Source organism: Cognatilysobacter terrigena, from assembly GCF_004361065.1.
Taxonomy (GTDB): domain Bacteria; phylum Pseudomonadota; class Gammaproteobacteria; order Xanthomonadales; family Xanthomonadaceae; genus Cognatilysobacter; species Cognatilysobacter terrigena.
In genome coordinates this window covers 14666-39452 of sequence record NZ_SELT01000008.1, presented here as the reverse complement: position 1 = coordinate 39452, position 24787 = coordinate 14666, and the positions used below count along the sequence as shown (strand labels likewise).

At 68.8% G+C, this 24787-nt stretch carries 23 protein-coding genes; 6 read left to right on the top strand and 17 right to left on the bottom strand.

Going from position 1 to position 24787, the window contains the following annotated elements; genetic code table 11:
* Position 1 precedes the first annotated feature (1 nt).
* The 4 genes from murU to cysG form a co-directional block, all read right to left on the bottom strand.
* Positions 2-709, bottom strand: a complete 708-nt coding sequence (gene murU / locus EVS83_RS06745) for an N-acetylmuramate alpha-1-phosphate uridylyltransferase MurU (protein WP_133500276.1) — start codon at positions 707-709, stop codon at positions 2-4.
* Positions 706-1704: an aminoglycoside phosphotransferase family protein gene (locus tag EVS83_RS06740; RefSeq protein ID WP_133500275.1), complete on the bottom strand. Its 999-nt coding sequence runs from the start codon at positions 1702-1704 to the stop codon at positions 706-708. Before EVS83_RS06740 ends, murU begins: the two co-directional genes overlap by 4 nt.
* Before the next feature lie 132 nt (positions 1705-1836).
* Positions 1837-2811, bottom strand: a complete 975-nt coding sequence (gene cysK, locus EVS83_RS06735; RefSeq protein ID WP_133500274.1) for a cysteine synthase A — start codon at positions 2809-2811, stop codon at positions 1837-1839.
* Between the two features lie 105 nt (positions 2812-2916).
* Positions 2917-4374 carry a siroheme synthase CysG gene (cysG, locus tag EVS83_RS06730; protein WP_246022803.1) on the bottom strand — a complete coding sequence of 486 codons (1458 nt, stop codon included), beginning with the start codon at positions 4372-4374 and terminating at the stop codon, positions 2917-2919.
* A gap of 250 nt (positions 4375-4624) precedes the next feature.
* Here cysG and EVS83_RS06725 point away from each other — a divergent pair, with 250 nt between their 5' ends.
* Entirely contained in the window at positions 4625-5611 is a 987-nt protein-coding gene (locus tag EVS83_RS06725) for a LysR family transcriptional regulator (protein ID WP_133500272.1), read from the top strand.
* A gap of 61 nt (positions 5612-5672) precedes the next feature.
* Entirely contained in the window at positions 5673-6008 is a 336-nt protein-coding gene (locus tag EVS83_RS06720) for a YciI family protein (RefSeq protein WP_133500271.1), read from the top strand.
* A 6-nt stretch (positions 6009-6014) separates the two neighbouring features.
* Here EVS83_RS06720 and EVS83_RS06715 read toward each other — a convergent pair whose 3' ends face one another.
* The 3 genes from EVS83_RS06715 to EVS83_RS06705 all read right to left on the bottom strand — a co-directional run bounded on the left by EVS83_RS06715 (position 6015) and on the right by EVS83_RS06705 (position 10324).
* A complete protein-coding gene (locus EVS83_RS06715; protein WP_133500270.1) occupies positions 6015-6758 on the bottom strand; it encodes a phosphoadenylyl-sulfate reductase in 744 nt (247 codons plus the stop codon).
* Positions 6755-8458 (bottom strand): assimilatory sulfite reductase (NADPH) hemoprotein subunit, encoded by a 1704-nt coding sequence (gene cysI / locus EVS83_RS06710; protein ID WP_133500269.1) that lies wholly within the window; start codon positions 8456-8458, stop codon positions 6755-6757. The genes EVS83_RS06715 and cysI overlap by 4 nt, the downstream gene beginning before the upstream one ends.
* Positions 8459-8539: 81 nt before the next feature.
* Positions 8540-10324 carry an assimilatory sulfite reductase (NADPH) flavoprotein subunit gene (locus EVS83_RS06705; RefSeq protein WP_133500268.1) on the bottom strand — a complete coding sequence of 595 codons (1785 nt, stop codon included), beginning with the start codon at positions 10322-10324 and terminating at the stop codon, positions 8540-8542.
* Positions 10325-10555: 231 nt separating this feature from the next.
* Between EVS83_RS06705 and cysD the strand changes: the two genes are divergently transcribed.
* On the top strand, positions 10556-11464 hold the full coding sequence (cysD, locus tag EVS83_RS06700; RefSeq protein ID WP_133500267.1) for a sulfate adenylyltransferase subunit CysD: 909 nt from the start codon (positions 10556-10558) through the stop codon (positions 11462-11464).
* A complete protein-coding gene (gene cysN / locus EVS83_RS06695; protein WP_133500266.1) occupies positions 11464-13347 on the top strand; it encodes a sulfate adenylyltransferase subunit CysN in 1884 nt (627 codons plus the stop codon). Before cysD ends, cysN begins: the two co-directional genes overlap by 1 nt.
* Before the next feature lie 48 nt (positions 13348-13395).
* Here the strand turns inward: cysN and EVS83_RS06690 are convergent, their stop codons facing one another.
* Together EVS83_RS06690 and EVS83_RS06685 are read right to left on the bottom strand one after the other, a co-directional pair.
* Positions 13396-13650, bottom strand: a complete 255-nt coding sequence (locus EVS83_RS06690) for a GlsB/YeaQ/YmgE family stress response membrane protein (protein ID WP_133500265.1) — start codon at positions 13648-13650, stop codon at positions 13396-13398.
* Positions 13651-13769: 119 nt separating this feature from the next.
* Positions 13770-15260 carry a M20 family metallopeptidase gene (locus tag EVS83_RS06685; RefSeq protein WP_133500264.1) on the bottom strand — a complete coding sequence of 497 codons (1491 nt, stop codon included), beginning with the start codon at positions 15258-15260 and terminating at the stop codon, positions 13770-13772.
* A 192-nt stretch (positions 15261-15452) separates the two neighbouring features.
* On the opposite strand from EVS83_RS06685, the gene EVS83_RS06680 reads away from it, so the two are divergent.
* Positions 15453-15824 (top strand): ComEA family DNA-binding protein, encoded by a 372-nt coding sequence (locus EVS83_RS06680; protein ID WP_133500263.1) that lies wholly within the window; start codon positions 15453-15455, stop codon positions 15822-15824.
* A gap of 167 nt (positions 15825-15991) precedes the next feature.
* Entirely contained in the window at positions 15992-16621 is a 630-nt protein-coding gene (locus EVS83_RS06675; protein ID WP_133500262.1) for a HutD/Ves family protein, read from the top strand.
* Between the two features lie 24 nt (positions 16622-16645).
* Here the strand turns inward: EVS83_RS06675 and EVS83_RS06670 are convergent, their stop codons facing one another.
* The 8 genes from EVS83_RS06670 to sufC form a co-directional block, all read right to left on the bottom strand.
* A complete protein-coding gene (locus tag EVS83_RS06670; protein WP_133500261.1) occupies positions 16646-17302 on the bottom strand; it encodes a PepSY-associated TM helix domain-containing protein in 657 nt (218 codons plus the stop codon).
* A 34-nt stretch (positions 17303-17336) separates the two neighbouring features.
* Positions 17337-18029 (bottom strand): Fe2+-dependent dioxygenase, encoded by a 693-nt coding sequence (locus EVS83_RS06665; RefSeq protein ID WP_133500260.1) that lies wholly within the window; start codon positions 18027-18029, stop codon positions 17337-17339.
* 4 nt (positions 18030-18033) lie between these two features.
* Complete coding sequence (locus EVS83_RS06660; protein ID WP_133500259.1) at positions 18034-20358, bottom strand: catecholate siderophore receptor Fiu; 2325 nt, start codon at positions 20356-20358, stop codon at positions 18034-18036.
* 146 nt (positions 20359-20504) lie between these two features.
* Positions 20505-20825: a non-heme iron oxygenase ferredoxin subunit gene (locus tag EVS83_RS06655; protein ID WP_133500258.1), complete on the bottom strand. Its 321-nt coding sequence runs from the start codon at positions 20823-20825 to the stop codon at positions 20505-20507.
* A gap of 2 nt (positions 20826-20827) precedes the next feature.
* Positions 20828-21382, bottom strand: coding sequence for a GNAT family N-acetyltransferase (locus tag EVS83_RS06650; protein WP_133500257.1), 555 nt, complete (start codon positions 21380-21382; stop codon positions 20828-20830).
* Positions 21383-21386: 4 nt separating this feature from the next.
* Positions 21387-22625: a cysteine desulfurase gene (locus EVS83_RS06645; RefSeq protein ID WP_133500256.1), complete on the bottom strand. Its 1239-nt coding sequence runs from the start codon at positions 22623-22625 to the stop codon at positions 21387-21389.
* Entirely contained in the window at positions 22622-23914 is a 1293-nt protein-coding gene (sufD, locus tag EVS83_RS06640) for a Fe-S cluster assembly protein SufD (RefSeq protein WP_133500255.1), read from the bottom strand. The genes EVS83_RS06645 and sufD overlap by 4 nt, the downstream gene beginning before the upstream one ends.
* Before the next feature lies 1 nt (position 23915).
* Positions 23916-24680, bottom strand: a complete 765-nt coding sequence (gene sufC, locus EVS83_RS06635) for a Fe-S cluster assembly ATPase SufC (protein WP_133500345.1) — start codon at positions 24678-24680, stop codon at positions 23916-23918.
* Positions 24681-24787 lie beyond the last annotated feature (107 nt).

The following is a 24787-nucleotide window of genomic DNA, read 5'->3' as shown; positions in this document are numbered from 1 at the left end:
CTCAACCGCCGCGCAACGCGGCGTCGAGCATCTGCAGACGTTCCGGCGTGCCGACATCGGTCCATGCGCCGTGATGGTGCTCGCCGGTGACGTCTTCCTCGCGCATTGCGGAACGCAGCAAGGGCGCGAGCTTGAAGCGCGGCGGTGTTTCGTCCGCGCCCGGCGCATCGCCGATGATCCCGCGCCAGTCGTCGAAGAGCTCGCGGCGGTACACGCCGATGCCGGAGACCGTGTAGCGCGGCACGCCTTCGCTTCGCACCACCGGGCCGTCGAGCGCGAAGTCGCCGTCTTCGTTGTGCGAGGGATTGTCGACGAGCACGAGGTGCGCGAGGCCGTCGGGATCGCGCGGGAGTTTCGCGAAGTCGTAGTCCGTCCAGATGTCGCCGTTCACTGCGACGAAGGGCGCGCCGTCGGGCGTGAGGTCCGCAAGTGCGTTCCATATGCCGCCGCCGGTTTCGAGCGGCGTCGGGCCTTCGTAGACGTAGCGGAGGCGCACGCCGAAGCGACGGCCGTCACCGAGCGTTTCCTCGAATTTCGGCGCGAGCCAGCTCGTGTTGACGATGACTTCGTCGACGCCCATCGCCGCCAGCTTTTCCAGATGCCACGCGATCAGCGGCTTGCCGCCGGCTTCGAGCAGCGGCTTCGGCGTGGTGAGCGTCAGCGGGCGCATGCGCTCGCCGAGCCCGGCTGCGAGGACGAGCCCCTTCATGCGAAGTGCGGGCGCACGCGGCGCTCGATCACGCGCGCGAGCGGCGCGAGTTCCGGGTAGCGCGGCAGCACGCCGTCGAGATACGCGACGAAACGCGGCGCGTCTTCGAGGTACTTCGGCTTGTGATCGCGATGGTTGAGGCGCGCGAAGATGCCGAGCACCTTGAGATGACGCTGCACGCCGATCAGGTCGGCGTCGCGACGGAAGTGGTCGAATGCAGGCACCGGAAGGCCGGCTTCGCTCGCGCGACGGTGATAGTCGACCAGCCACGCATCGACGCGCGCTTCGGGCCAGCTCAGGAACGCATCCTTGAACAGGCTGAGCGCGTCGTACGCGATGGGGCCGACGACGGCGTCCTGGAAGTCGAGCACGGCGGGGCCGTCGCGATCGTCCGTCGGCATCAGGTTGCGCGGCATGAAATCGCGGTGCACCAGTACCTTCGGCTGCGCGAGCGCGGCGTCGATCAGCACGCGATAGGCGGCGTCGAGGTTTTCGAGGTCGTCGCAGTCGAGTTCGTGGCCGAGGTGACGACCGAGGAACCACTCGTCGAACAGGCGCAGTTCGCGCGTGAGCAGCGCTTCGTCGTAATGCGGCAGGTCAGCGGGTGGCGTGATCGCCTGCAGCTTGAGCAGCTGCGTCACCGCGTCGTCGAAGAGCTCGTCAGCATTGGTGTCGACGATGACGTGCAGGTAGGTCTGCGCGCCGAGATCCTCGAGGAGCAGGAAGCCGTGGTCGACGTCGCGCGCGAGCACGCGTGGCACGCGCACGCGGCCGGCCTCGAGCACGTCGCGCAGCGCCAGCCAGGGGCGCACGTCCTCCTTGTCCGGCGGCGAATCCATGACGATGCGCGTCGGCGATTCGCCGACGGTGCGCCAGTAGCTGCGAAAGCCGGCGTCGGCCGAGGCGGCGACGAGGTCGATGTGGTCATGGCCGGTCGCGGACCGGGCCCAGTCGAGGCGCGCCTGCTCGCGGGCCGAGGTGGTGCTGGACGTCATTCGATCTCCGCGCGGCGACGGCCGCGGCCCGACAGGGTAGCGGGCGCGGGCGGCGCATTGAATGGCCGCGCCGTGAAACGCGACGGCCGCCGGACTTCGTCGCGGCGGCCGTCGGGGGAACGAAGCGGGCGGTCAGGGCAGGCTCGTGTCGCCCAGACCCTGCAGCCACTCGTCGTCCGAGCCTTCCGCGATGCCTTCAAAGAGGATGGTCGAGAGATAGCGCTCGCCGGTGTCGGGCAGCATCGTCAGCAGCACCGAACCTTCGGGCGCCGACTCGGCGACGCGCAGCGCCGCGGCGGCGGTCGCGCCCGCGGAGATGCCGACGAAGATGCCTTCCTCCGCGGCGAGGCGGCGCGCCGTGTCGCGGGCGAGCACGTCGTCGATCTTGAGGATGTCGTCGGCGATCGAGCGGTCGAGCACCTCGGGCACGAAGTCGGGCGTCCAGCCCTGGATCTTGTGCGGCTGCCATTGATCGCCCGACAGCAGGGCGGCGCCGGCGGGTTCGGCGGCGATGACCTTGATGCCCGGACGCGCGAGCTTAAGCACCTGGCCGGCCCCGGTCATCGTGCCGCCGGTGCCCCAGCCGGTGACGAAGTAGTCGAGCCGCTGGCCAGCGAAGTCGCGCAGGATTTCCGGGCCCGTCGTGTTGCGGTGGTAGGCGGGATTCGCTTCGTTTTCGAACTGGCGGGCGAGGAACCAGCCGTGCTTCTCGGCGAGTTCCTTCGCCTTGCGCACCATGCCGGTGCCGCGTTCGGCCGCGGGCGTCAGTATCACCTTCGCGCCGTAGACGCGCATGAGCTTGCGGCGCTCGATCGAGAACGAATCGGACATCACCGCGACGAATTTGTAGCCACGCGCAGCGGCCACCATCGCGAGCGCGATGCCGGTATTGCCGGACGTCGCTTCGACGATCGTGTCGCCGGGCTTGAGCAGGCCGCGCTGTTCGGCGTCGAGCACGATGGCGAGCGCGAGGCGGTCCTTCACCGAGCCGCCGGGGTTGAACGATTCCACCTTCGCGTAGAGCGTGACGTTCTTCGGCGCGATGCGGTGCAGGCGGACGATCGGCGTGCCGCCGACGGTGTCGAGGATGCTGTCGTAGAGGGCCATGGGGTCGGGTGCGTGTGGGGAAGGGGTAGCGTGCCGTCGGCCGCCGTAATGCGGCGTGCCGCTGGTCGAAAGGCGTGTCTCAGCGATGCCCCGGGCGACATCGCCTCATGCGGCCGCCTGGAGCGCGTGTTCGCGTGGCAGCGGCGGCGCGCCGAACCAGTGCAGCGTGGTGGCCAGTGCGGCGACCTCGCCGACGATCAGCAGTGCGGGCGACTGCACCGCGTGCGTGTCGACGAGCGAGCCCAGCGAGTCCAGCGTGCCGGTGACGACGCGTTGCGTGGGTCGGCTGCCGTTCTCGACGATGGCGACCGGCGTCGATACAGTCAGGCCGTGCGCGATGAGCCGCGCCGAGATGCGCGATGCGGCGGCGACGCCCATGTAGATCGCGAGCGTCTGGCGCGGCTTCGCGAGCGCGGCCCAATCGGGCTCGTTGCCGTCGTCCTTCGCATGCGCGGTGACGACGTGCAGCGACTGCGCATGCTCGCGGTGCGTGAGCGGAATGCCGGCGTATGCGGCGCAGGCGAGTGCGGCGGTGATGCCAGGGACGACCTCGAAATCGATGCCGTGCGACGCGAGCACTTCGAGTTCCTCGCCGCCGCGGCCGAATACGAACGGATCGCCGCCCTTGAGGCGCACCACGGTTCGTCCGGCCTTCGCGTGTTCGAGCATCAGGGCATGGATGCGGGCCTGCGTGTCGTGATGCGCCATCGACGCATTCGCAGCGCCCGCGTGCTTGCCGACATCGATGAGTTCCGCATCGCGACGCACGCGGGACAGCACGTCGTCGCCGACGAGGTGGTCGTGCAGCACGACGTCCGCCTGAGACAGTACGCGCAGCGCGCGAAGCGTGAGGAGGCCGGCGTCGCCGGGACCTGCGCCGACGAGGATCACGCGGCCGCGGCGTTGCGTCGCGGTATCCGCGAGCAGCGCGCGAAGTCGGTCGCGCGCATCACGGTCGCGGCCTGCACGCAGCAGATCGCCGATGTCGCTGGCGATCACGCGTTCGAAGAACGCGCGGCGTGCGCCGACATCGGCGAACCGCGCGCGGATGACGCGGCGGTAGCGCGTGAGCAGCGTCGCCAGCGATGACCAGCTTTCGTCGAGCTGAGCCTCCAGCGTTTCGCGCAGGTGGCGCGCGAGCATCGGCGCACCGCCACCGCTGGAGATCGCCACCTGCAGCGGGCCGCGTTCGACGCGCGCGGGCACCTGCACGCTGGACAGCTCCGCATCGTCGACGACGTTCGCCCAGATGCGGCGCGCCTCGGCGGCGTCGGCGACGGCGCGATTGACCGACGCATCATCGGTCGCCGCGACGACGAGCCAGGCGTCGTCGAGCCACGCGGTGTCAAAGGTGCCGCGCACGTGTTCGACGCGGCCGGCATCGACGAGGGTCTGCACTGCATCGATGAGCTCGGGTGCGCCGACCCGCACGTTCGCGCCGGCGTCGAGCAGCGCCGCGATCTTCCGCCGCGCCACCAGCCCCCCGCCCACGACCAGCACGCGGCGGCCGCGCAGGTGGAGGAAGAGGGGAAACAGCGGCGTGGAACCGGGCGTTGCGGACACGGTGGTGTTCCGGGGAGCGAATGACCGCACCGTAGGGCGAGGGCTTCGCCGGGCGAAATGATCCCTTGCCACGCCCTCATGCCTGCCGGGCATGAGCCGCTGGACACGGGCCCGGTGGGTCAGTAGGGTAGACATCGTTCTATACGGATCGAGAGATGGATATGGTCAAGAAGCGCCACCGCTGCCGCATGTGTCGCCTTGCACAACTGCCGTCCGCCGCCCTCCGATCCCGCCTGCCTGCGCCGCCGCCATGACCCTCGCCCAGCTCCGCTATTTCGTCGCCATCGCCGATTCCGGCCTCAACATCACCGTCGCCGCCGAGCGCGTGCACGCCACGCAGCCGGGGCTTTCCAAGCAGCTGAAGCAACTCGAAGACGAACTCGGCTTCCTGCTGTTCTCGCGCAAGGGCCGCTCGCTCGACTCGATCACGCCCGCCGGCCAGCAGGTGCTGGCGCACGCGCGCCGACTGCTCGCCGAAGCCGCCAACATCCGCGCCTACGCCGCCAACGTGCGAGGCGACGCGCAGGGCCGCCTCGTCATCGCTACGACCCACACGCAGGCGCGCCACGTGCTGCCGGGCGCGATCGCCGACGTGCGCAAGGCGTATCCGCAGATGAGCGTGCACCTGCAGCCCAGCGGCGAGGGCGAAGTGCTCGATCTCCTCGCGCGCGGCGAGGCGGATGTCGCGGTGATCAGCACGTCGGGCGAAGTCCCGGCCGGCGGCATCGCGGTGCCGCTGTTCCGCTGGAAGCGCGTGGTGCTGGCGCCGCGCGACCACGCGCTCGCGGCGTCGACCGAAGCACCGACGCTCGAAGCGCTGTCCGCATTCCCGCTCGTGAGCTATGAATCCTCGGTGCGCGCGGACTCTTCGCTGCGTCGCGCGTTCGCGCAGCGTGGACTCGAACCGCGCATCTCGATGACGGCGCGCGACGCCGATCTCATCAAGACCTCCGTGCGCGCCGGGCTCGGCGTCGGCCTGCTCGCCGAAATGGCGGTGGGCAACAGCGACCTCGAAACGCTTGCCGCGCTGCCGGCACCGAACGAAGTGCCCGAGTGCGTGGCCTGGGCCGTGCTGCCGCGCGAGCGGGTGCTGCGCGACTACACGCTGTCGCTGCTGACGGCCGTCGCACCGCAGCTGGATCGCACGGATCTGCGCCGCGCCGTCGCGGGCACGGACGACCCCAAATGGCCGACGCCACCGGCGTGGGCCGCGCTGCGCGGCGCCATCGTCGTATAGCGACACGAGGCGAACGTCAGCGGGCGCACTCTGCGGGGCGTCATCCCGAGGAGACGCCCGCATGAAATTCCTGTGCCTGGCCTACGGCAGCGAAGCCGACTGGAAGAAGCTCACCCCGGCCGAGCAGAACACGCTGCTGGCCGCCGACCAGCGCATCCGCGACCGCCGTGCATTCATGTCCGCCGTCGAGAACCACGCAACGACCGTCACTGCGCGGGACGGCACACCGAAGACGGACGAGCACCCGTTCGCGACGTCACGCGTGCCGCTCGCGGGGTTCTCGATCATCGAAGCGGACGACATCGACGACGTCGTGCGCCTCGTCGCCGACACGCCGTGCGCGCGGGCGGGCGGCGCCATCGAAATCCGCCCACTGCTCGACACGTCTCCGCACTGACGCGCATCAGGCCGCGCGGTCTTCCGTGCTCCACGATTCGTGCAGGCCGCATTCGCGCTTGAGCCCGAAGAAGCGCGTGTCCTCTTCGCTCATGCCGTCGCCGAGCGGACGCGTGGTGTGTACGTCGCCGATCGAGACGTAGCCCTCGTGCCACAGCGGGTGGTAGGGCAGATCGTGCTTGCGCAGGTAGTCGTAGACGTCGCGATCGGTCCAGTCGGCGATCGGATGCAGTTTCCAGCGTCCGTCGCGCAGCTCCAGGAAGTCGACCTCCGCACGCGAACGCGACTGGCTGCGACGCAGGCCCGCGATCCAACAGCGCACGTCGAGTTCGAGCAGCGCGCGCTGCATCGGTTCGACCTTGCGCAGCCGGTTGTAGCGTTCGAGCCCGTCCAGGCCCTGTTCCCACAGACGCCCGAATCGCGCCTCCATCCACGCAATGCCGATCTGCGGCCGGACGACGTGCAGCTTGAGCGACAGCCGCTCGACGAGTTCGTCGACGAAGCGGTACGTCTCGGGAAACAGGTAGCCCGTGTCGATGAGGATCACCGGCAGGTCGGCGCGCTGTCGCGTCGCGAGGTGCAGGCTCACCGCGGCCTGCGCGCCGAAGCTCGACGACAGCGCGTGGTTACCCGAGAGGTTCTCGAGTGCCCACGCCACACGCTCTTCAGCCGTCTGCGCAGCCAGCCACGCGTTGAGTTCGACGAGCGCGCGTGGCGACTCCGCTGCGGTGATCGGATCCGGCGCGCTCACGCCGCCACCTCCTGCAATGCGATCGCGATCGGCCGCGGCGTGCCGATCACGCCGGCACGCACGAGGAAGTCGCCGAAGCGTTCATCGTCGAGGCGCTCGCGGGCATAGCGCGCGAGCAGCGGATCGAGCGCTTCGACGATGCCGGCTTCATCCACGTTCTCGCGATAGGTCGTGTTGAGGCGCTGGCCGCGATGATCGCCGCCGAGACGCAGCGCATAACGACCCGGCGCCTTGCCGACCAGCGCGACTTCCGCGAGGTACGGGCGCGAGCAGCCGTTCGGGCAGCCGCTGATGCGTACGTGGATCGGCGTGTCGCGCAGGCCGTGCCGATCGAGTAGCGCGTCGAGCGCGTCGAGGAACGACGGCAGGTAACGCTCGGCTTCCGCCATCGCGAGGCCGCAGGTCGGCAGCGCGACGCAGGCGACCGCCGCACGCCGCGACGGCGTCGCGTGGACGTGCGTATCGAGCCCATGCGCGGCGACGAGCGCATCCACCCGTTCGCGATGCGCGGCATCGACATTCGCGATCACCAGGTTCTGGTTCGGCGTGAGACGGAACTGCGCGCCGTCGACGTCCTGCAGCAGCTTCGCGATCTCGCGCACGCCGGTCTGCAGCGGGCCGTGCGACCCGTCCAGGAGCCGACCGGAGAGCACGCGAAGCGTCAGATGGGCGCGTCCCCTGTGCCCGTCCACCCAACCGAAGCGATCGCCGTTGTGGTCGAAGTGGAACGGTCGCGCCTGGTCCAGCTCGAACCCCGCGCGGCGCTCGACCTCGGCGACGAAGGCCGCAAGCCCGCGATCGTCGATCGTGTACTTCAGGCGTGCACGCTTGCGCACCGCGCGGTTGCCCCACTCGCGTTGCGTCGTGACCACCGCGACGGCCAGCGCGATCACATCCTGCGGTTCGACGAAGCCGATGACGTCGCCGAGGCGCGGATACGTCTCCGCATCGCCGTGCGTCGCACCCATGCCACCGCCGACGGTGACGTTGTAGCCGGCGACGCGACCGTTCTCGATGATCGCGATGAAGCCCAGATCCTGCGCGAACACGTCGACGTCGTTGGTCGGCGGCACCGCGAAACCGATCTTGAACTTGCGGGGCAGGTAGGCCTCGCCATAGATCGGGTCCTGCTCCGGCGTGCCCGCGATGCGTTCTTCGTCGAGCCAGATCTCGTGATAGGCGCGCGTATTGGGCAGCAGGTGCTCGGACAGCGCGGCCGCCGTCGCGTAGACGCCGGCGTGCACGTCCGACTGCAGCGGATTCGCGGCGATCGCGACATTGCGGTTGACGTCTCCGCAGGCCGCCAAGGTATCGATCAGTGCGGCGTTGATCGCCTGCATCGTCGCCTTGAGCTCGCGCTTGACGATGCCGTGGAACTGGATCGCCTGTCGCGTGGTGATGCGCAGGCCGCGCTCGGCATAGGTCGACGCGATCGCGTCGAGCTTCAGCCACTGCGAGGGCGTGATTACGCCACCGGGCGTGCGCGTCCGGATCATGAACTGGTACGCAGGCTCCAGCTTCTGCTGGCGGCGCTCCTCGCGCAGGTCGCGGTCGTCCTGCTGGTAGCTGCCGTGGTACTTGATCAGCGTCTGGTCGTCGTCGGCGATCGCGCCGGTGATCGGGTCGGCGAGGCTGTCCAGCAACGTGCCGCGCAGTGCGCGGCTGTTCTTCTTGATGTCTTCGACCGAATGGGCGGTCATGGTGCAACTCCGTAGGCGGTGTCGAGGCGGCGCGGGGGCGTCAGCGTCGACAGCGCATTCGGATGGACGGGAAGGCGAGCATCAGTAGACGTCCCGCGCGTAGCGGCCTTCGGTGAGCAGCGCGTCGAGCCAGGCGGAGGCGTCCTCCGCGCTTCGGCCACCGTGGGTGACGGCGATCTCGACCAGCGCGGCGTGCACGTCCTTCGACATCGCGACCGCCCCGCAGACATAGAGATGCGCGCCGCCCTCGAGCCAGGCGTAGATCTCGCTACCGTGTTCGCGAAGGCGGTGCTGCACGTAGATCTTGTCGGCCTGGTCGCGCGAGAAGGCGACGTCCAGCCGGTGCAGCGCGCCGCGCTTGAAGGCCTGCTGCCACTCGAGCTGGTAGAGGAAATCAGTGCGTGCGTGCGGCGCGCCGAACAGCAGCCAGTTGCGGCCGGTCGCCCCGGTCTGCGCGCGGTGCTGCACGAAGCCGCGGAACGGCGCGACGCCGGTGCCCGGGCCGATCATCAGCACGTCGCGCGAGGCGTCCTTCGGCAAGCGGAAGCGTTCGTTGCGTTCGACGAAGACGCGTGCTGTATCGCCCGCGTCGAGCCCGGCGAGCAGGTGCGATGCGGTGCCCCAACGGGTGCGGCCGTCGGCGTCGTACTCGACGTGCGCGACGGTGAGGTGGGCTTCGTCACAGACTTCGAGCTGCGACGACGCGATGGAGTAGAGGCGTGGCGTCAGCGGTCGCAGCGCGGCGACGAGGTCGGTCGCCGACCATTCGCCGCGATAAGTCCGCAGCAGGTCGACCAGCTGCGTGGAGTCGAGCAGGCGAGCGAGGTCGCGCTCGCGGCCGTCGGCGAGCATCGCGTCGAGATCCGCCAAGCCCGTGCGCTCGGCATGGCGCGCGACCACAGGGCGCGACAGGCGCGTCACTTCGCGCTCACGCAGCAACCAGTCGCGCAGCGGTAGGGTGCGACCCTTCGATTCGACTGCGGCGTCGCCGTCGAGCCCAAGCGTGTCGAGGATTTCGTCGACCAGCGCCGGCGGGTTCGCCGGCCACACGCCCAGCGCGTCGCCGGGCTCGTACGTCAGGCCCGAGCCTTCGAGCGAGAGTTCGACATGCCGCACGTCGCGCACTGCACCGCGTGCCGTGATGCGCTGGACGGCGAGCACCGGTGCGGCGAACGGGGCGTCGCGATGCACGGTCGGCGGTGCGTTCGCGCGGATCGGGGTGACGCTTGCCAGCGTCGGCGCAGGGACGAGTTCACGGGCGGCCGCGTGCGCAGCGTCGAGCCACGGGGCGGCGATCTCGTCGATATCGAGGTCCGCATCGCCGCGCGCGAGCCAGCGCTGTGCGCCGAGCGCTTCGAAGCGCTCGTCGAGGCGGCGGCCGATCGCGCAGAACTGCGGATAGCTGGAATCGCCGAGGCCGAGCACGCCGAACCGGAGGTTGTCGAGGCGGGGTGCACGCGGGCCAAGGACATGCTCGACGAACGCACGGGAATCGTCGGGCGGGTCGCCATCGCCCTGCGTGCTGATCACGACGATCAGCAGCGTTTCCGACTTCAACTCGCGCAGCGGGTAGCCGGCGGCGTTGAGCAGGCGGACGTCGAGACCCGCGTCAGTCAGCCGCACGACCACGCGCTCGGCTGTGCGCCGCGCATTGCCGGTCTGGCTGCCGTAGACGACGGTAAGCCGCGGCGCGGACGCCGCCACCGGGTGCGGCGGGCGAGGCGCGCCGCCGTCCTGCGCACGCGCCAGCGCCGCGGCGTACCCCGACAGCCACCACAGCGCGTCGCGTCCGAGCCCGTCCGTCAGGCGGTCGAGCAGGTCGACGCGTCCGTCGGGCAGCGGGGCGGGGAGGGGGACGGCGGACATGGCGCGGCGGGTGGCGTCGGGAGGCACAGGGTCGCGCTGCCTCTTCTTGTGCGGAAAGGACGCGCGCTCATGTCCTCATGCCGCACGCGCACTTCGCCCACGTCGCGCCTGCGCGGACACTGGCGCCCCGAGATCGCCCGCACCGCCGTGACGCTCCTGAATCCTGCATTCGGCTTCGACGCCGTCCCGCACCGCCATAATCGGCGGGTCCGCATTCCCGTCGTGCCGCCGATGCCGCTGCCCACCCTGAGCCACCTCGATCGCCTGGAGGCCGAGAGCCTCCACATCCTGCGCGAGGTGGCGGCCGGCTTCCGCAATCCGGTGATGCTCTATTCGGTCGGCAAGGACAGCTCGGTGCTGCTGCACCTGCTGCTCAAGGCCTTCCACCCCGCGCGTCCGCCCATCCCGCTGCTGCACGTCGATACGACGTGGAAGTTCCGCGAGATGATCGAGTTCCGCGATCGTCGCGCTGCGGAGACGGGCGTCGAGTTGCGGGTGCACACCAATCCCGACGGCCTCGCGCAGGGCATCGGCCCGATCACGCACGGCGCGACCGTGCACACCGACGTCATGAAGACTCAGGCGCTGAAGCAGGCCTTGGACAAGTACCGCTTCGACGCCGCGATCGGCGGTGCGCGGCGCGACGAGGAGAAGTCGCGCGCGAAGGAACGCGTGTTCTCCTTCCGCAATCGCCAGCACGCGTGGGACCCGAAGAACCAGCGTCCCGAGCTGTGGAATCTCTACAACACGCGCATCCAGTCGGGCGAATCCGTGCGTGTGTTCCCGCTGTCGAACTGGACCGAGCTCGACATCTGGCTCTACATCTATCGCGAGAAGATCCCCGTGCCGTCGCTGTATTTCGCCGCCGAGCGCCCGATCGTCGAACGCGACGGCGCGCTGCTGATGGTCGACGACGAGCGCCTGCCTTTGCGCGACGGCGAAATGGTCCAGAACCGTCGCGTCCGCTTCCGCACGCTGGGCTGCTATCCGCTCACCGGCGCGATCGATTCGGAAGCGGACACGCTCGAAAAGATCATCGCCGAGATGCTCGTCGCGACCACGTCCGAACGACAGGGGCGCGTGATCGACCACGATCCATCGGCATCGATGGAGAAGAAGAAGCGCGAGGGCTATTTCTGATGACGCGCTTCGACGACGCGGCCGCGACGGTGGCTGCCTATCTCGCTGATCACGAATCCCGCGGCCTGCTGCGCTTCATCACCTGCGGCAGCGTGGACGACGGCAAGAGCACGCTGATCGGTCGCCTGCTGCACGACACGCGCGGGCTGTTCGAAGACCAGCTGAGCGCGCTCGAGAAGGACAGCCGCCGCCACGGCACGCAGGGTGAGCGCATCGACTACGCGCTGCTGCTCGACGGCCTCGAGGCCGAGCGCGAGCAGGGCATCACGATCGACGTCGCCTACCGCTTCTTCAGCACGGCGAAGCGCAAGTTCATCGTCGCCGACTGCCCGGGCCACGAGCAGTACACGCGCAACATGGCGACGGGCGCATCGACCGCCGACGCCGCCGTCGTGCTCGTCGACGCACGCAAAGGCCTGCTGACCCAGACGCGCCGGCACAGCTACATCTGCTCGCTGCTCGGCATCAGGCACGTATTGCTGGCCGTCAACAAGATGGACCTGGTCGGCTACGACCAGGCGACGTTCGACGCGATCGCGAGGGACTACCGCGAGCTGGCGACGTCGCTCGGCATCGACAACGTCACCGCGGTGCCGCTGTCCGCGTTGGAAGGCGACAACCTGATCGAGCGCTCGCCGAACACGCCGTGGTACGGCGGTGCGACGCTGCTCGAGTTCCTCGAGACCGTGCCGGTCGACGCGCCGGCGAGCGATCTCGGTTTCCGCCTTCCCGTGCAGTGGGTCAATCGCCCGAACCAGGATTTCCGCGGCTTCGCAGGCACCGTCACTGCGGGCGCGATCAAGCCGGGCGACGAAGTCGTCGCGTTGCCGTCGGGTCGTCGCTCGAAAGTCGCGCGTATCGTCACTGCCGAGGGCGATCTCGACGTCGCGACGCGCGGGCAGGCCGTCACGCTCACGCTGGCCGACGAACTCGACATCAGCCGCGGCGACGTCATCGCCGACGCGCACGATCCCGCCGAAGTCAGCGACCAGTTCGCTGCGCACGTGCTCTGGCTCGATGCGCATCCGCTGCTGCCGGGGCGCCCGTACTGGCTGAAGATCGGTTCGCGCGAAGTCGGCGCGAGCGTTACCGAGATCAAGCACAAGGTCGACGTCAACACGCAGGAAGCACTCGCGGCCAAGCACCTCGAGATGAACGAGGTCGGCTACTGCAACCTCTATCTCGACACGCCGGTGCCCTTCGAGGCGTATCGCGACAGTCGCGAGCTCGGCGCGTTCATCCTCATCGATCGCCAGACCAATGCGACCGTGGCCGCGGGCACGATCGACTTCGCCCTGCGCCGCGCCGCGAACATCCCCTGGCAGCACGTCGACGTCGACAAGCAGGCGAGGGCTCGGCTCAAGGGCCAGACGCCGCGCTGCGTGTGGTTCACCGGCCTGTCGGGTTCGGGCAAGTCGACGATCGCGAACCTGGTCGAGAAGCGGCTCGCTGCGATGGGGCTGCACACCTACATCCTCGACGGCGACAACGTGCGCCACGGCCTCAACAAGGATCTCGGCTTCACCGCCGAGGACCGCGTCGAAAACATCCGTCGCGTCGCCGAAGTCGCGAAGCTCATGACCGACGCCGGCCTCATCGTGCTGGTGAGCTTCATCTCGCCGTTCCGCTCCGAGCGTCGCCTTGCTCGTGAACTGTTCGACGACGGCGAGTTCATCGAGGTGTTCGTCGACACGCCGCTCGACGTCGCCGAATCGCGCGACGTGAAGGGCCTCTACGCAAAGGCGCGCGCCGGCAAGATTCCGAACTTCACCGGCATCGATTCGCCGTACGAAGTGCCGGAGAACGCGGAACTCGTCCTCGACACCGTCGGCGAGTCGGCGGAAGCGCTCGCGGCGCGCGTGGTCGACGCACTGCTGCGTTGATCGACCGGGTTCGGCGCTTCAGCGATCGCAAGGCGTCGAAGGCAGTGGTCAACGCGCCGTGCGATCCCGCGGTGCGCGTCGTGTCAGTCGCTGGTAGATCGCGATCAGGATCATCGCGCTGACGATGGCGACGATCCACGCGATCGCGCCGCGGCCCGCCACCATGCCGCCGATCGCGGCGCCGCCCGCACCGACAAGGATCGTCATGATCAGGCCCATCGGATCGGGGCCCGGCTTCAGGAAGCGCGCGAGCACGCCGATGATCGCGCCGCCGATCAGGTAGCCGAAAAAGCCATGGAACATGACGTCGTCTCCGCAGGAATGCCGACGATCGTCCGGCCGGCCGTGTTGTGGCGCCGTCGAAAAAGAAAAACGGCGGGCCCGGAAGGTACCCGCCGTTCAGTGACGTGACGCGCCGGGACTCAGCAGCAGCCGTGGTTGCCGCGTTCCTCGCCGCCCGCGACCGCCGCAACGCCCGCCGTTTCGCCGCGCTGCGATGCGAGGTGATGCTGGTGGATCACGTGCGACACGCAGGCCGTGACGCGCTTGCCCATCGGAATGTGCAGGAACTCGTTCGGACCATGCGCGTTGCTGTGCGGGCCGAGCACGCCGGTGATCATGAACTGCGCGCCGGGGAACTTCTCGCCCAGCATGCCCATGAACGGGATGCTGCCGCCTTCGCCCATGAACATCGCGGGCTGGTTGAAGTAGGCACGGCTCGACTCGTCGATCGCCTGCGACAGCCACGGCGACATCGCCGGTGCGTTCCAGCCCGTGCTCGCCTTCTCAAGTTCGAGCGTGACGTGTGCGCCGTACGGCGGGTTGTCGGTCAGCGCCTTTTCGAGCAGTTCGCCCGCGCGCTTGCCGTCGAGCGTCGGCGGCAGACGCAGCGACAGTTTCACTGCAGTGAACGGACGCAGCACGTTGCCGGCCGACGACAGCGGCGGCATGCCGTCGACGCCCGTCACCGACAGCGCCGGGCGCCAGGTGCGATTGAGCACGAGTTCCGTGAGGTCGTCCGCCATCGGCGTCATGCCGTCGAGGAACGGGAACTTGTCGAACACCGCGGTATCGAGGACGCGCGCCGCTTCCTTCGCCTGCGCAAGGCGCTCGGCCGGCACCTCGACGTGCATGCCTTCGATCAGGATGCGGCCGGTGTCCTCGTCCTCGATGCGCGACAGCAGGTCGCGCAGGATGCGGAAGCTCGACGGCACGACGCCCGAGGCGTCGCCCGAATGCACGCCTTCGCTCAGCACGCGCACGGTGAGGTTGCCGCCGGCGAGGCCCCGCAGCGACGTCGTGCACCAGAGCTGGTCGTAGTTGCCGCAACCCGAGTCGAGGCAGACGACGAGCGACGGCTTGCCGATGCGCGGCGCGAGGTGGTCGACGTAGGCGGGCAGGTCGTAGCTGCCGGATTCCTCGCAGCCTTCGATCAGAATCACGCAGCGCGAATGCGGCAGGCCCTGTTCGCGCAGCGCCATGATCGCGGTGAGCGAACCGAAGATCGCGTAGCCGTCGTCCGCGCCGCCGCGGCCGTAGAGACGGTCGCCCTTGATGACGGGGTTCCACGGGCCGAGGTCGTCGTCCCAGCCCGTCATCTCGGGCTGCTTGTCCATGTGGCCGTAGAGCAGCACGCAGTCGTCGTTGCTGCCGCCATTCGCGGCCGGCACCTCGACGTAGATCAGCGGCGTGCGGCCTTCCAGGCGCACGACCTCGAGGGTCATGCCCTCGATGCCCTGCGCGCGGGCCCAGCGCTCCATCAGCGCGACGGCCTGGTCGATGTAGCCGTGGGCGACCCAGTCGGCGTCGAACATGGGCGACTTGCAGGGGATACGGATGTAGTCGACCAGCTGCGGGACGATCTCGTCGTCCCACTTCTTCGACACGAATGCTTCGACGCGGCGGGCGTCCATGGGGGCCTCGGGGGGGGGGGGGAGGAAAACGCGGTCGACCATTCTAGCCCCGCGGGTGTTTCGGACTTTTCCTACCCGACGACACGGAGTTTCCCGCGCCGCGACGGGTCGACGACCGATCGGAGGCGGGGGCGCGGATCGAGAGACTGTCCTCACCGGCCGACACGGCCACCCACCGACAAGGACCTCGTCATGAAGCTCGCCCACATCCTCCAGACCCTCGCCCTCTCGCTCGCCCTGGCCAGCACCGCGGCCGCGGCGACCCCCGCGACGCCCGCCCGTGCGATGCCGGCCCCGGCCGTCGAGCGCGTGAACATCAACACGGCCGACGCGGCCACGCTCGACCGCGTGCTGGTCAACGTCGGCCCGGCGAAGGCGCAGGAAATCGTCAGCTACCGCAAGACGAATGGCCCGTTCCGCACCATCGACCAGCTCGCCCTGGTGAAGGGCATCGGCCTCAAGACCATCGAGAAGAACCGCGACCGCATCGTGCTCGGCGCCGTGCCGGCGCGCCCGGCCACCACCGGCCGCCCGATGCCGCGCGTCGCCAACCTGCAGCGCTGAAGCACCGCACCGGCCGCAGGGACGACGGCCGGCAGGCAGGGACGCCTGGAATCCGGGGACGGACCCCGACATGGACGTACGCCGCCGGCGGGCCGGGAAGCCCGTCGGCGGCTTCGTGCGTGCGCGCCCCGTCGGCATACTGGCGGGGCCGCCCGCACGGACGCCCCATGCCCGCCCGATCCCGTGTCATTCCCTCGTACGAGTACCGCCGCACCCGTTGGCGCAACGGCGCCGGCTGGACGCGCGAGATCCACGCCGAAGCACCGGCCGACGGCAACGACTGGGAGTGGCGGCTGTCGATCGCGGAGATCACCGCGGACGGTCCGTTCTCGGCGTTTCCGGGTGTCGATCGGGAACTGGTGCTACTGGCCGGCGAAGGCGTGCGCCTGCGCTTCGACGATGGAACCGTCGCCGATGTCCTGCCGCCATACGGCCGACACCGCTTCGCCGGCGAACTCGCCATCCACGGTGAACTGGTCGACGGCCCGACGCACGACTTCAACCTGATGTGGCGACGCGACCTCTACGACGCCGAACTCTGGCGTCGTCCGCTGGTGGGCGCGATGGTCGTCTTCGCCGAGCCGCGGTCGACGTGGATCGTCCACCAGCTCGCGGGCCACGCGCGCTTCGCCGACGGGAGCGCACTGCCGGATCTCGCGATGGGCGACACCGCCATCCTGCAGGCCGGCGACGAGCGCCTGCGCCACGTGCTCGACGGCGCAGGCGAGGCGCTGCTGATCCGCCTGACGCCGACCGATCGCGGTGGCGACGGCGGGCTGTCGTTGAGCGACGACTAAAAAACCTCGTCGGTCTCGAGTGGCTTACGCCAGCGCGAGACCCAACGCTGCGAAAAACACCAGCGTGGCTAGACCCATCACGCTGAACACCATGTCCTTCGGCGTGCGGCCGCGCGCCCACAGCCAGATGCCCGACAGGCCGAGCAGCACCATGCCGATCGCGAAGCTGGTCTGCAACACGCGCCAGAACAGGCCGCCGCCGACGCCCTTGTGCAGGCGAAGAAGTGCGGCCAGCGGCGACTGCTCGTTGCGCTTGAGTTCGGCGGTCGCGTTGCCCGGCACGTATTCGAGCGTCCACGACTTGCGCGCGCTGCCGCCCGACGCCGACCACTTCGCCGGCTGACGCACGTCACGTCCTTCGACGCGACCGCCTTCCGGGCGACCGCCGCGCACGTTCGTCGCATCGAGCTGGTACGCACTGCGCAGCCACGCCGCGAGCGCCTTCGGATTCGTCTGTGCATCCGTAGGCACCTCGAGCGTCAACGTGCCGGTTTCGCGCGAGTCGCCCTGCGGCCACGCGTGGTCGCCCATGCGGTTGGCGAGGAACAGGCCCGTCAGGCCGAACAGCACCGCAGCGAGCGCGCCCCAGGCGCCCACCCACAGATGGATCTGGCGCACCCAGCGATAGGCGACTTTGCGCGTGGCAGGGCGGGACTTGTTCGCAGTGGCAGTCGGCGTCATGGGATCGAAGTGATGAATTAGAAGAAGCGCGGGCTCAGGTCTCGGCCCAGCGCCGCAGGAGGTTGTGATAGATGCCCGTGAGCCGCACCAGCGACTCCCGGTCGGCGCCGGTTGCGGTCAGCGTCTGGATCGACGCGTCGAGTTCGAACAGCGTGCGTCGCTGGCTGTCGTCCCGCACCAGGCTCTGCACCCAGAAGAACGACGCCAGCCTCTCGCCGCGCGTCACCGGCGTCACCCGATGCAGGCTGCTCGACGGATACACGATCGCATCGCCCGCGGGCAGTTTCACCTCGTGCTCGCCGTAGGTGTCGCTGACGATCAGCTCGCCACCGTCGTAGTCGTCCGGCTGGTTGAGGAACAGCGTGCACGAGATGTCGCTGCGGATCCGATGCGCGGGCATGTCGTGCGACGCATCCACCGTCATGACCGCGCCGTCGACGTGGAAGCCGTATTCGCCACCGCCGCGATAGCGGTTGAAGCGCGGCGGGAAGATGCGCGCCGGCAACGCGGCGGCATGGACCATCGGATGGCGCGAGACCGCTTCGAGCACGAGTGCAGCGAGGCGTTGTCGCACCGGCGATGCATCGGGCAACTGTTCGTTGCGCTTGACCTGCGCGCCCTGAAGACCCACGGTCGCGCGACCGTCGGTCCACTCCGCATCCAAGAGTGCGCGACGCACGCTCGCGAGAGCGTCCGCATCGAGGATGCCGGGGACGTGCAGGAGCATGCGGTCAGAACCTCGCGTTGAAGGTCAGCAGCGCCGATCGCGGCTGGCCGGGCGTATAGCGATAGCCGCTCTTGTTGATGGCCGCAACGTATTCGCGATCGGCCAAGTTGTAGAGGTTGAGGCGCACGTCGAACGCATCGTTGAACGCGTAGCTCGCGACCGCATCGAACACCCAGTACGCCTCGGTGAACGCAGGCGTGCCGATCGCGCCATCCGTGCCGCGCTTCATCTCGCCCGAATAACGTGCGCCGCCGCCGAGCGTGAGGCCATTGGCGAAGCGATAGGTGGTCCACGCGGTGAAGGCGCTTTCCGGGGTGTAGGCGAGCTGGCGCGAGCCATCATTTGCAACGTTCGGCCCGGTGGTGACCTCGGCGTCCATCGTCGTATAGCCCGCCGACACCCACCAGTTCTTCGTCAGCTGGCCGACGGCGCTGAGTTCGATGCCACGCACACGCTTGCCACCGGCTTGCGAGTAGCTGTTGGTCGACGCGTCGAATGCCACTTCGTTGTCGATGCGGGTGTCGTACAGCGCTCCGGTCAGCAGCAGTGCGTCGTCGGCCACGCTCCACTTGGCGCCGACTTCGCCGGTGCGCGCGCGCTGCGGCTCGTAGCCCGGCTTGTTGGGGCTGTTGGCTGCGCCGCTGAGCTCAAGCGTCGCGCCGCCTGGCGGTTGATACGACAGTGCGTAGTTCGCGTAGATGCTGGAGGTCGCCGTCGGCTTGTAGAGCGCCCCGACCTTCCAGTTCACCAGCGTGTCGGAATCGGCCGTATCGAGGTATGGCAGCACGGTACCCAGTGCGGCGCCGTTGCACAGCGGGGCCGTCGACGTCTGCGTCGATGTGGCGATGCAGGCACGCGCGTTGCGGTACTCGCTCTCATAGCGGTCGAAACGCAGGCCGCCGTTGATCTGCCAGCGCTCGCCGAAGCTGATGGTGTCGAACGCATACGCCGAAATCGTGTCCGCGCGGCCGTGGCTGTCTGCACCGTTGTGGATGCGGACGAGGCCCGTGACGTTGGGGTCCGGGTTGTAGAGGTTCGCCGCCGGCCAGGCCGTGCCAGCGCGAGGCGCCACACCGCGCTGGTCGAGCACTTCGTGCACGAACTCGACTCCGGTGCTCAGGTCGTGGCGCACCGCGCCCTCGCCAAAATGCATGACCAGGCTCGTCTGGTTGGTGACGATCGAATTGACCTGGTCTTTGAACGTCGGGTTGCTGCGCGCGAGCGTCCAGGTGGAGGGATCCGCCGGATTCGGCGTCTGGAGGTTGTCCTTGTTCGCGATGAACGACGTCAGCATGTACTCCTGCGACGTCCGGCCCCAGCGCGTGATGTTGCGCAGCTGCGCGCCGCTGTCGGTCATGTGCTCGACGCGCAGCGTTGCCATGTCCGCATCGACGTGATCGAAGTCCGACGTCGTGCCGTAGAAGTTGCTCGGATCGACCGGTGCGGCGTTCGAGATATAGGGACGCGTTGGGTCAGGCGAGGAGTAACCCGGCAAGCCGACCGTCGGCACCCAGCCGTCCGGAATGTTGTCCTGCCTTACGTGCAGAACGTCGAGGTGCGTGCGCGTCGGGCCGTCGAGGCCGAAGCCCAGCGATGCGGCGAGGCCCCATCGGCTGTTGTTGACGCGGTCGCGGCCGGGAACGTCGCTGTCCTGCGCCATTACGTTCACGCGCAGGGCGGTGCTGTCGCCGAGGTGATGATTGAAGTCCGCGACGCCGCGCAGCTGATCGTCGCTGCCGATGGACAGCGACGCACTGTTCGCGTCGCGCAGGTTCGCGCGCTTGGTGACGAGGTTGATCGCGCCGGTCGGCGCGCTGCGGCCCGTGTCGGTGCCCGCCGGGCCCTTTGTGACCTCGATCTGGTCGACGTTGAACACGTCGCGGCTGACCGCGCCGAGGTCGCGGATGCCGTCGACGAAGATGCTGCCGGACGTATCGAAGCCACGCATGTAGATCGCGTCGCCCGTGCTTGTGTTGCCGTTCTCGCCCGCGTAGAACGTGCCGACGCCCGGGCTGTTGCGCAGCGCTTCGGTGAGCGACGTCGCGCCTTGTTCATTGAACAGGTCGTTGCCGATCACGTTGATCGTCTGGGTCGTGTCGACCAGCGTCTGCGTGTACTTGGCCGAGCTGGATTCGCCGTTGTAGCGCTTGGTGCGTGCGCCGTAGACCTTCACGCGGTCGAGGGTTTCCTTGTCGTCGTCGGCCGGGCTTGCCGCGACGGCGGTGAACGTCGCGCCGAGCGCGAGGCCTGCGAGCAGCGAGGCGCCGAGGGTGCGGCTGAAGGGCGCGTCCGGGCGCGGCGCGTGCTTGCGACTCGTGATGTGGGCCATGGTTCCGATATGCGCAGAGGAGGGCAGCCGTGGCGCGGGAGCGACCGGCCGTGGGCATATTGAAACGCAATTAAGAATGATTCGCAATTGCGAATCGCGGTCGACCGATGCACGGTGCGCTGGTTGGCGTCAGGCAGGGACCGGGCTCAGCGGTCGTCGCGCGTCCAAATCGCGCCGTCGACGACCTCGACGGGGAACTTCGGAACTGGCAGATACGCCGGCCCGCAAAGGGCTCGGCCGCTGCGCAGGTCGAAACGCGCACCGTGGAGCACGCATTCGACGACGCCCTCATCGGCGTCGACCGGGCCCGCGGACAGTTCGTAGTCCTCGTGCGTGCACTGGTCGAGCAGAGCGTAGTAGTCGCCTTCGAGATTGACGACCAGGATGGGCGTGTCGCCGTCCCAGACGACACGGTGCTCGCCGGGTAGGATCTCGGACGTGGTTCCGACGCGTGCCCAGCCGTCCATGATCAGCGGCGGGATGCGGCGCGAGCCGGCGCGCGCTTTTCGAGGACCTCGAAGCGAAGGTCGTCACGCCGCGGCAGCCCGAAGCGTTCGTCGCCGTAGGGGAAGGGCTTCTTGATGCCCGTGCGCACGTAGCCGCGGCGCTCGTAGAACGCGATGAGTTCGTCGCGCACGTCGATCACCGTCATGCGCATCGCCGGCAGGCCCCAGTGATTGAAGGCCAGGCGTTCCGCGCGCGCAAGCAATTGCTTGCCGACGCCGCCGCCCTGAAGCGTGGGCCGCACCGAAAACATGCCGAAATAACCGTTGCCGTCTTCCTTTGCGACGTGGGCGCAGGCGACGGCTTCGCGAGTGGCGGGATCGATGGCGAGCAGGATCACGCTGTCGGGACGCGCGATGCACTCGCGGACGTCGTTCGCGTCGGTTCGGCGACCGTCGAGGAGATCCGCTTCGGTCGTCCAGCCGGCACGGCTGGCGTCGCCGCGGTAGGCCGACTCGACGAGCGCGGCGATCGCATCGGCGTCGCGGGGCGTGGCATTTCGAAAGCGCAGTTCGGTCATCGGATCAGGCAAGAAGGCGGCGGACTTTCTGGAGGGCGGCGACGAAGGCGTCGATCTCGTCGTGCGTGTTGTAGAACGCGAACGACGCGCGGCAGGTCGCCGGTACGCCGAAATGGTGCATCAGCGGATGCGCGCAGTGGTGGCCCGACCGGACGGCGACGCCTTCGAGGTCGAGTAGCGTCGCGAGGTCGTGCGCATGGGCGCCTTCGACGAGAAAGCTGATCACCGCGGCCTTCTCGCGCGCCTGCCCGAAGATGCGCAGACCGTCGACCTGCGACAACGCTTCGGTCGCATGGGCGAGCAATTCCTTCTCGCGCGCCTCGATCGCGGCCATTCCGATCGTCGACAGGTAATCGACCGCCGCGCCCAGCCCGACGAAGCCGGCAATGTTCGGCGTGCCCGCCTCGAAACGATGCGGCGCGTCGTTGTAGACGGTGCCTTCGAAGCGCACCTCGCGGATCATCTCGCCGCCGCCGAGGAAGGGCGGCATCGCGGGTAGGTGCTCGCGCTTGCCCCACAGTGCGCCGGTGCCGGTCGGGCCGACCATCTTATGGCCGGTGATGGCGTAGAAATCGCAACCGATCGACGCGATGTCGAGCGCGCGGTGCGGTGCGGCCTGCGAGCCGTCGACGACGGTGACGATGCCGCGGCGGTGCGCCTCGCGGCAGATCTCGCGAACAGGATTCACGGTGCCGAGCACGTTGGAGACATGCGTCAGGCCGAGCAGCTTCACTTCGGGTGTGAGCAGCGTATACAGCGCGTCGAGGTCCAGCTGGCCGCGCTCGTCGATCTCGGCGACCTTGATCACCGCGCCGGTGCGCTGGGCGACGATCTGCCACGGCACGATGTTGGCGTGGTGCTCCATGCGCGTGAGCACGATGGCGTCCCCGGCCTTCAGTCGCGGCAGCGCCCAGCTGTAGGCGACGAGGTTGATCGCGAACGTGGTGCCACTACACAGCACGAGTTCGTCGGCGCGGACGTTGAGGAAGGTCGCGAGCTTGCGCCGTGCGCCTTCGTAGGCCTCGGTCGCTTCCGAGCCGAGCGCGTGCACGGCGCGACTGACGTTGGCGTTGTGGCGACGGTAGAACGTATCGACCGCGTCGATCACCTGCACGGGCTTCTGCGAGGTGTTCGCGGAGTCGAGATACACCAGCGGCTTGCCATGCACGTCGCGCGTGAGCAGCGGGAAGTCCGCGCGGACCTGCGCCCAGTCGATCGTCATCGGCGCCACCGAAGCGTTCATGGCGTCTCCATGCGGGCGAGCGCCGCATCGAGACGCGCGGCGAGCAGGTCGCGGGTCGCACCGTCGTCGAGCACCGCGAGCGTTTCGCGGCAGAACGCGGCCGTCAGCATCGCGCGTGCCTCGTTCGCCGGGATGCCGCGCGAACGTAGGTAGAAGAGCGACGTCGGGTCGAGCTGGCCGACGGTGGCGCCGTGCGCGGCCTGCACTTCGTCCGCATGGATGACGAGCACGGGCTGCGAATCGATTTCCGCGGCGTCGGACAGCAGCAGGTTCTTGTTCGATAGCGCGGCCTGCGTGCCGTCTGCGCCTTCGCGGATCTCGATGCCGCCGTGGAACGCCACCCGCGCGCGGCCCGACGCGAGGCCGCGCCAGACGAGGTCGCAGCGACCGTCGCGGCCGACGTGGTCGAGACCAAGGCGCGTGTCCAGGTGGCGTCGCCCGCTGCCGAGCAGCACGCCGTTCGCGTTCGCGCAGGCGCGGTCGCCATGCAGCGCGACGTTGAGTTCATGGCGCGACAGACCGGCACCGAGCTCGAGGTCGAGGCGGCGATAGATGGCGTCGCGCGCGAGCACGGCATCCGTCCGCGCGAACAACTGCGCGCCTTCGGCATCGTCCTGCAGCCGTGCATGCACGAGGTGCGCATCGGGCTTCAGGTGCGCGTGGGCGACCGAAGTCGTGAGGTTCGCGTGCGGCGCCGAGGCGATCACGTGCTCGACGACCTCGAGACGCGCACCTTCGCGCAGGTCGAAGAGGTGACGCAGGTGCGAGGCGACGTCACTCCCCATCGGCGCGCCGATGGCGACGACGTGCAGCGCGCGCGTCGCGTGGACCCCGGCATCGACATGCACGGCCGCGCCATCGACGGCGAGCGCAGCGTTGAGGCGCGCGAACGGCTCGTCCGCGCGATCGAAGCGGCGCGCGAGGATGTTGCATTCGCGCGAGTCACCGCGTGCAAGCACGGCGGAAAGTGGCTCGACCGTGACGCCGGCGCCGAGCGTCGACAGATCGCTGAGCTCCGCCGCGAATCGACCGTTGACGAACGCGATGCGCGGCGACGGGATCGACGCGACCCATGCGGCATCGAACGCCAGCCCTTCGTTGGCCGCCGCGAACGTGCGGCGTTCGAGCGGTCGCAGGCTGGTGTACTTCCAGGCTTCGACACGCGGGCCGGGCAGGCCGTCGCGACGCAGTGCATCGAGCGCTTCGCGGCGCGCCGGGCCGAGCCCGCCGGCTTCGCGCAGCGGCAGCGTGTCGAACGCGGCGGTGAGGGAGTCGAGCAGGGCGCTCATGTCAGGCGGCGGCCTCGGGCGAAATGCGGTCCTTGACCCACGCGTAACCGTGTTGCTCGAGCTCGAGCGCGAGCTCCGGGCCGCCGGTTTCCACGATCCGGCCGTCGGCGAGCACATGGACGACGTCCGGACGGATGTAGTCGAGCAGGCGCTGGTAGTGCGTGATCACGAGGAAGGCGCGATCGGGCGAGCGCTGCGCGTTGACGCCGTCGGCGACGGCCTTGAGTGCGTCGATGTCGAGGCCGGAGTCGGTCTCGTCGAGGATCGCAAGCTTCGGTTCCAGCAGCGCGAGCTGGAAGATCTCGTTGCGCTTCTTCTCGCCGCCCGAGAACCCTTCGTTGACGCCGCGATGCAGCAGCTCGTCCTTCAGGTGCAGGACGGCGAGCTTCTCGCGAACCTTTTTCAGGAACTGCATCGAATCCAGTTCTTCTTCACCGCGCGCCTTGCGCTGCGCGTTGAGCGCGGCACGCAGGAAGTAGGTGTTGTTCACGCCCGGGATTTCGACCGGATATTGGAACGCAAGAAAGACGCCCGCGGCAGCGCGCTCTTCCGGCTCCATCGCAAGGAGGTTGCGGCCTTCGAATTCGACCGAGCCGTCGATCACCTCGTAGCCTTCGCGGCCCGCGAGCACGTTGCCGAGCGTGGACTTGCCGGCGCCGTTCGGGCCCATGATCGCGTGCACTTGGCCGGGCACGACCTCGAGCGTCAGGCCCTTGAGGATGTCCTTGCCGGCGACGCGGACGTGGAGGTTGTCGATCTTCAGCATTGTTCGATTCGCTTCCCAATGATCTTCGTGGCCGTCCATGGCGCGACGTTCGTCGCTTCGGGTTGCCCCGGCCCGGGCGTCCTGCCCGGGCGTTCGCGACCGCAGCG

Bases quoted from the DNA above. Each gene is read 5' to 3' on its own strand.
- murU (WP_133500276.1), bottom strand. From the start codon at position 709: ATGAAGGGGCTCGTCCTCGCAGCCGGGCTCGGCGAGCGCATGCGCCCG.
- EVS83_RS06740 (WP_133500275.1), bottom strand. From the start codon at position 1,704: ATGACGTCCAGCACCACCTCGGCCCGCGAGCAGGCGCGCCTCGACTGG.
- cysK (WP_133500274.1), bottom strand. From the start codon at position 2,811: ATGGCCCTCTACGACAGCATCCTCGACACCGTCGGCGGCACGCCGATC.
- EVS83_RS06725 (WP_133500272.1), top strand. From the start codon at position 4,625: ATGACCCTCGCCCAGCTCCGCTATTTCGTCGCCATCGCCGATTCCGGC.
- EVS83_RS06720 (WP_133500271.1), top strand. From the start codon at position 5,673: ATGAAATTCCTGTGCCTGGCCTACGGCAGCGAAGCCGACTGGAAGAAG.
- cysI (WP_133500269.1), bottom strand. From the start codon at position 8,458: ATGACCGCCCATTCGGTCGAAGACATCAAGAAGAACAGCCGCGCACTG.
- EVS83_RS06705 (WP_133500268.1), bottom strand. From the start codon at position 10,324: ATGTCCGCCGTCCCCCTCCCCGCCCCGCTGCCCGACGGACGCGTCGAC.
- cysD (WP_133500267.1), top strand. From the start codon at position 10,556: ATGCCGCTGCCCACCCTGAGCCACCTCGATCGCCTGGAGGCCGAGAGC.
- cysN (WP_133500266.1), top strand. From the start codon at position 11,464: ATGACGCGCTTCGACGACGCGGCCGCGACGGTGGCTGCCTATCTCGCT.
- EVS83_RS06690 (WP_133500265.1), bottom strand. From the start codon at position 13,650: ATGTTCCATGGCTTTTTCGGCTACCTGATCGGCGGCGCGATCATCGGC.
- EVS83_RS06685 (WP_133500264.1), bottom strand. From the start codon at position 15,260: ATGGACGCCCGCCGCGTCGAAGCATTCGTGTCGAAGAAGTGGGACGAC.
- EVS83_RS06680 (WP_133500263.1), top strand. From the start codon at position 15,453: ATGAAGCTCGCCCACATCCTCCAGACCCTCGCCCTCTCGCTCGCCCTG.
- EVS83_RS06675 (WP_133500262.1), top strand. From the start codon at position 15,992: ATGCCCGCCCGATCCCGTGTCATTCCCTCGTACGAGTACCGCCGCACC.
- EVS83_RS06670 (WP_133500261.1), bottom strand. From the start codon at position 17,302: ATGACGCCGACTGCCACTGCGAACAAGTCCCGCCCTGCCACGCGCAAA.
- EVS83_RS06665 (WP_133500260.1), bottom strand. From the start codon at position 18,029: ATGCTCCTGCACGTCCCCGGCATCCTCGATGCGGACGCTCTCGCGAGC.
- EVS83_RS06660 (WP_133500259.1), bottom strand. From the start codon at position 20,358: ATGGCCCACATCACGAGTCGCAAGCACGCGCCGCGCCCGGACGCGCCC.
- EVS83_RS06655 (WP_133500258.1), bottom strand. From the start codon at position 20,825: ATGGACGGCTGGGCACGCGTCGGAACCACGTCCGAGATCCTACCCGGC.
- EVS83_RS06650 (WP_133500257.1), bottom strand. From the start codon at position 21,382: ATGACCGAACTGCGCTTTCGAAATGCCACGCCCCGCGACGCCGATGCG.
- EVS83_RS06645 (WP_133500256.1), bottom strand. From the start codon at position 22,625: ATGAACGCTTCGGTGGCGCCGATGACGATCGACTGGGCGCAGGTCCGC.
- sufD (WP_133500255.1), bottom strand. From the start codon at position 23,914: ATGAGCGCCCTGCTCGACTCCCTCACCGCCGCGTTCGACACGCTGCCG.
- sufC (WP_133500345.1), bottom strand. From the start codon at position 24,680: ATGCTGAAGATCGACAACCTCCACGTCCGCGTCGCCGGCAAGGACATC.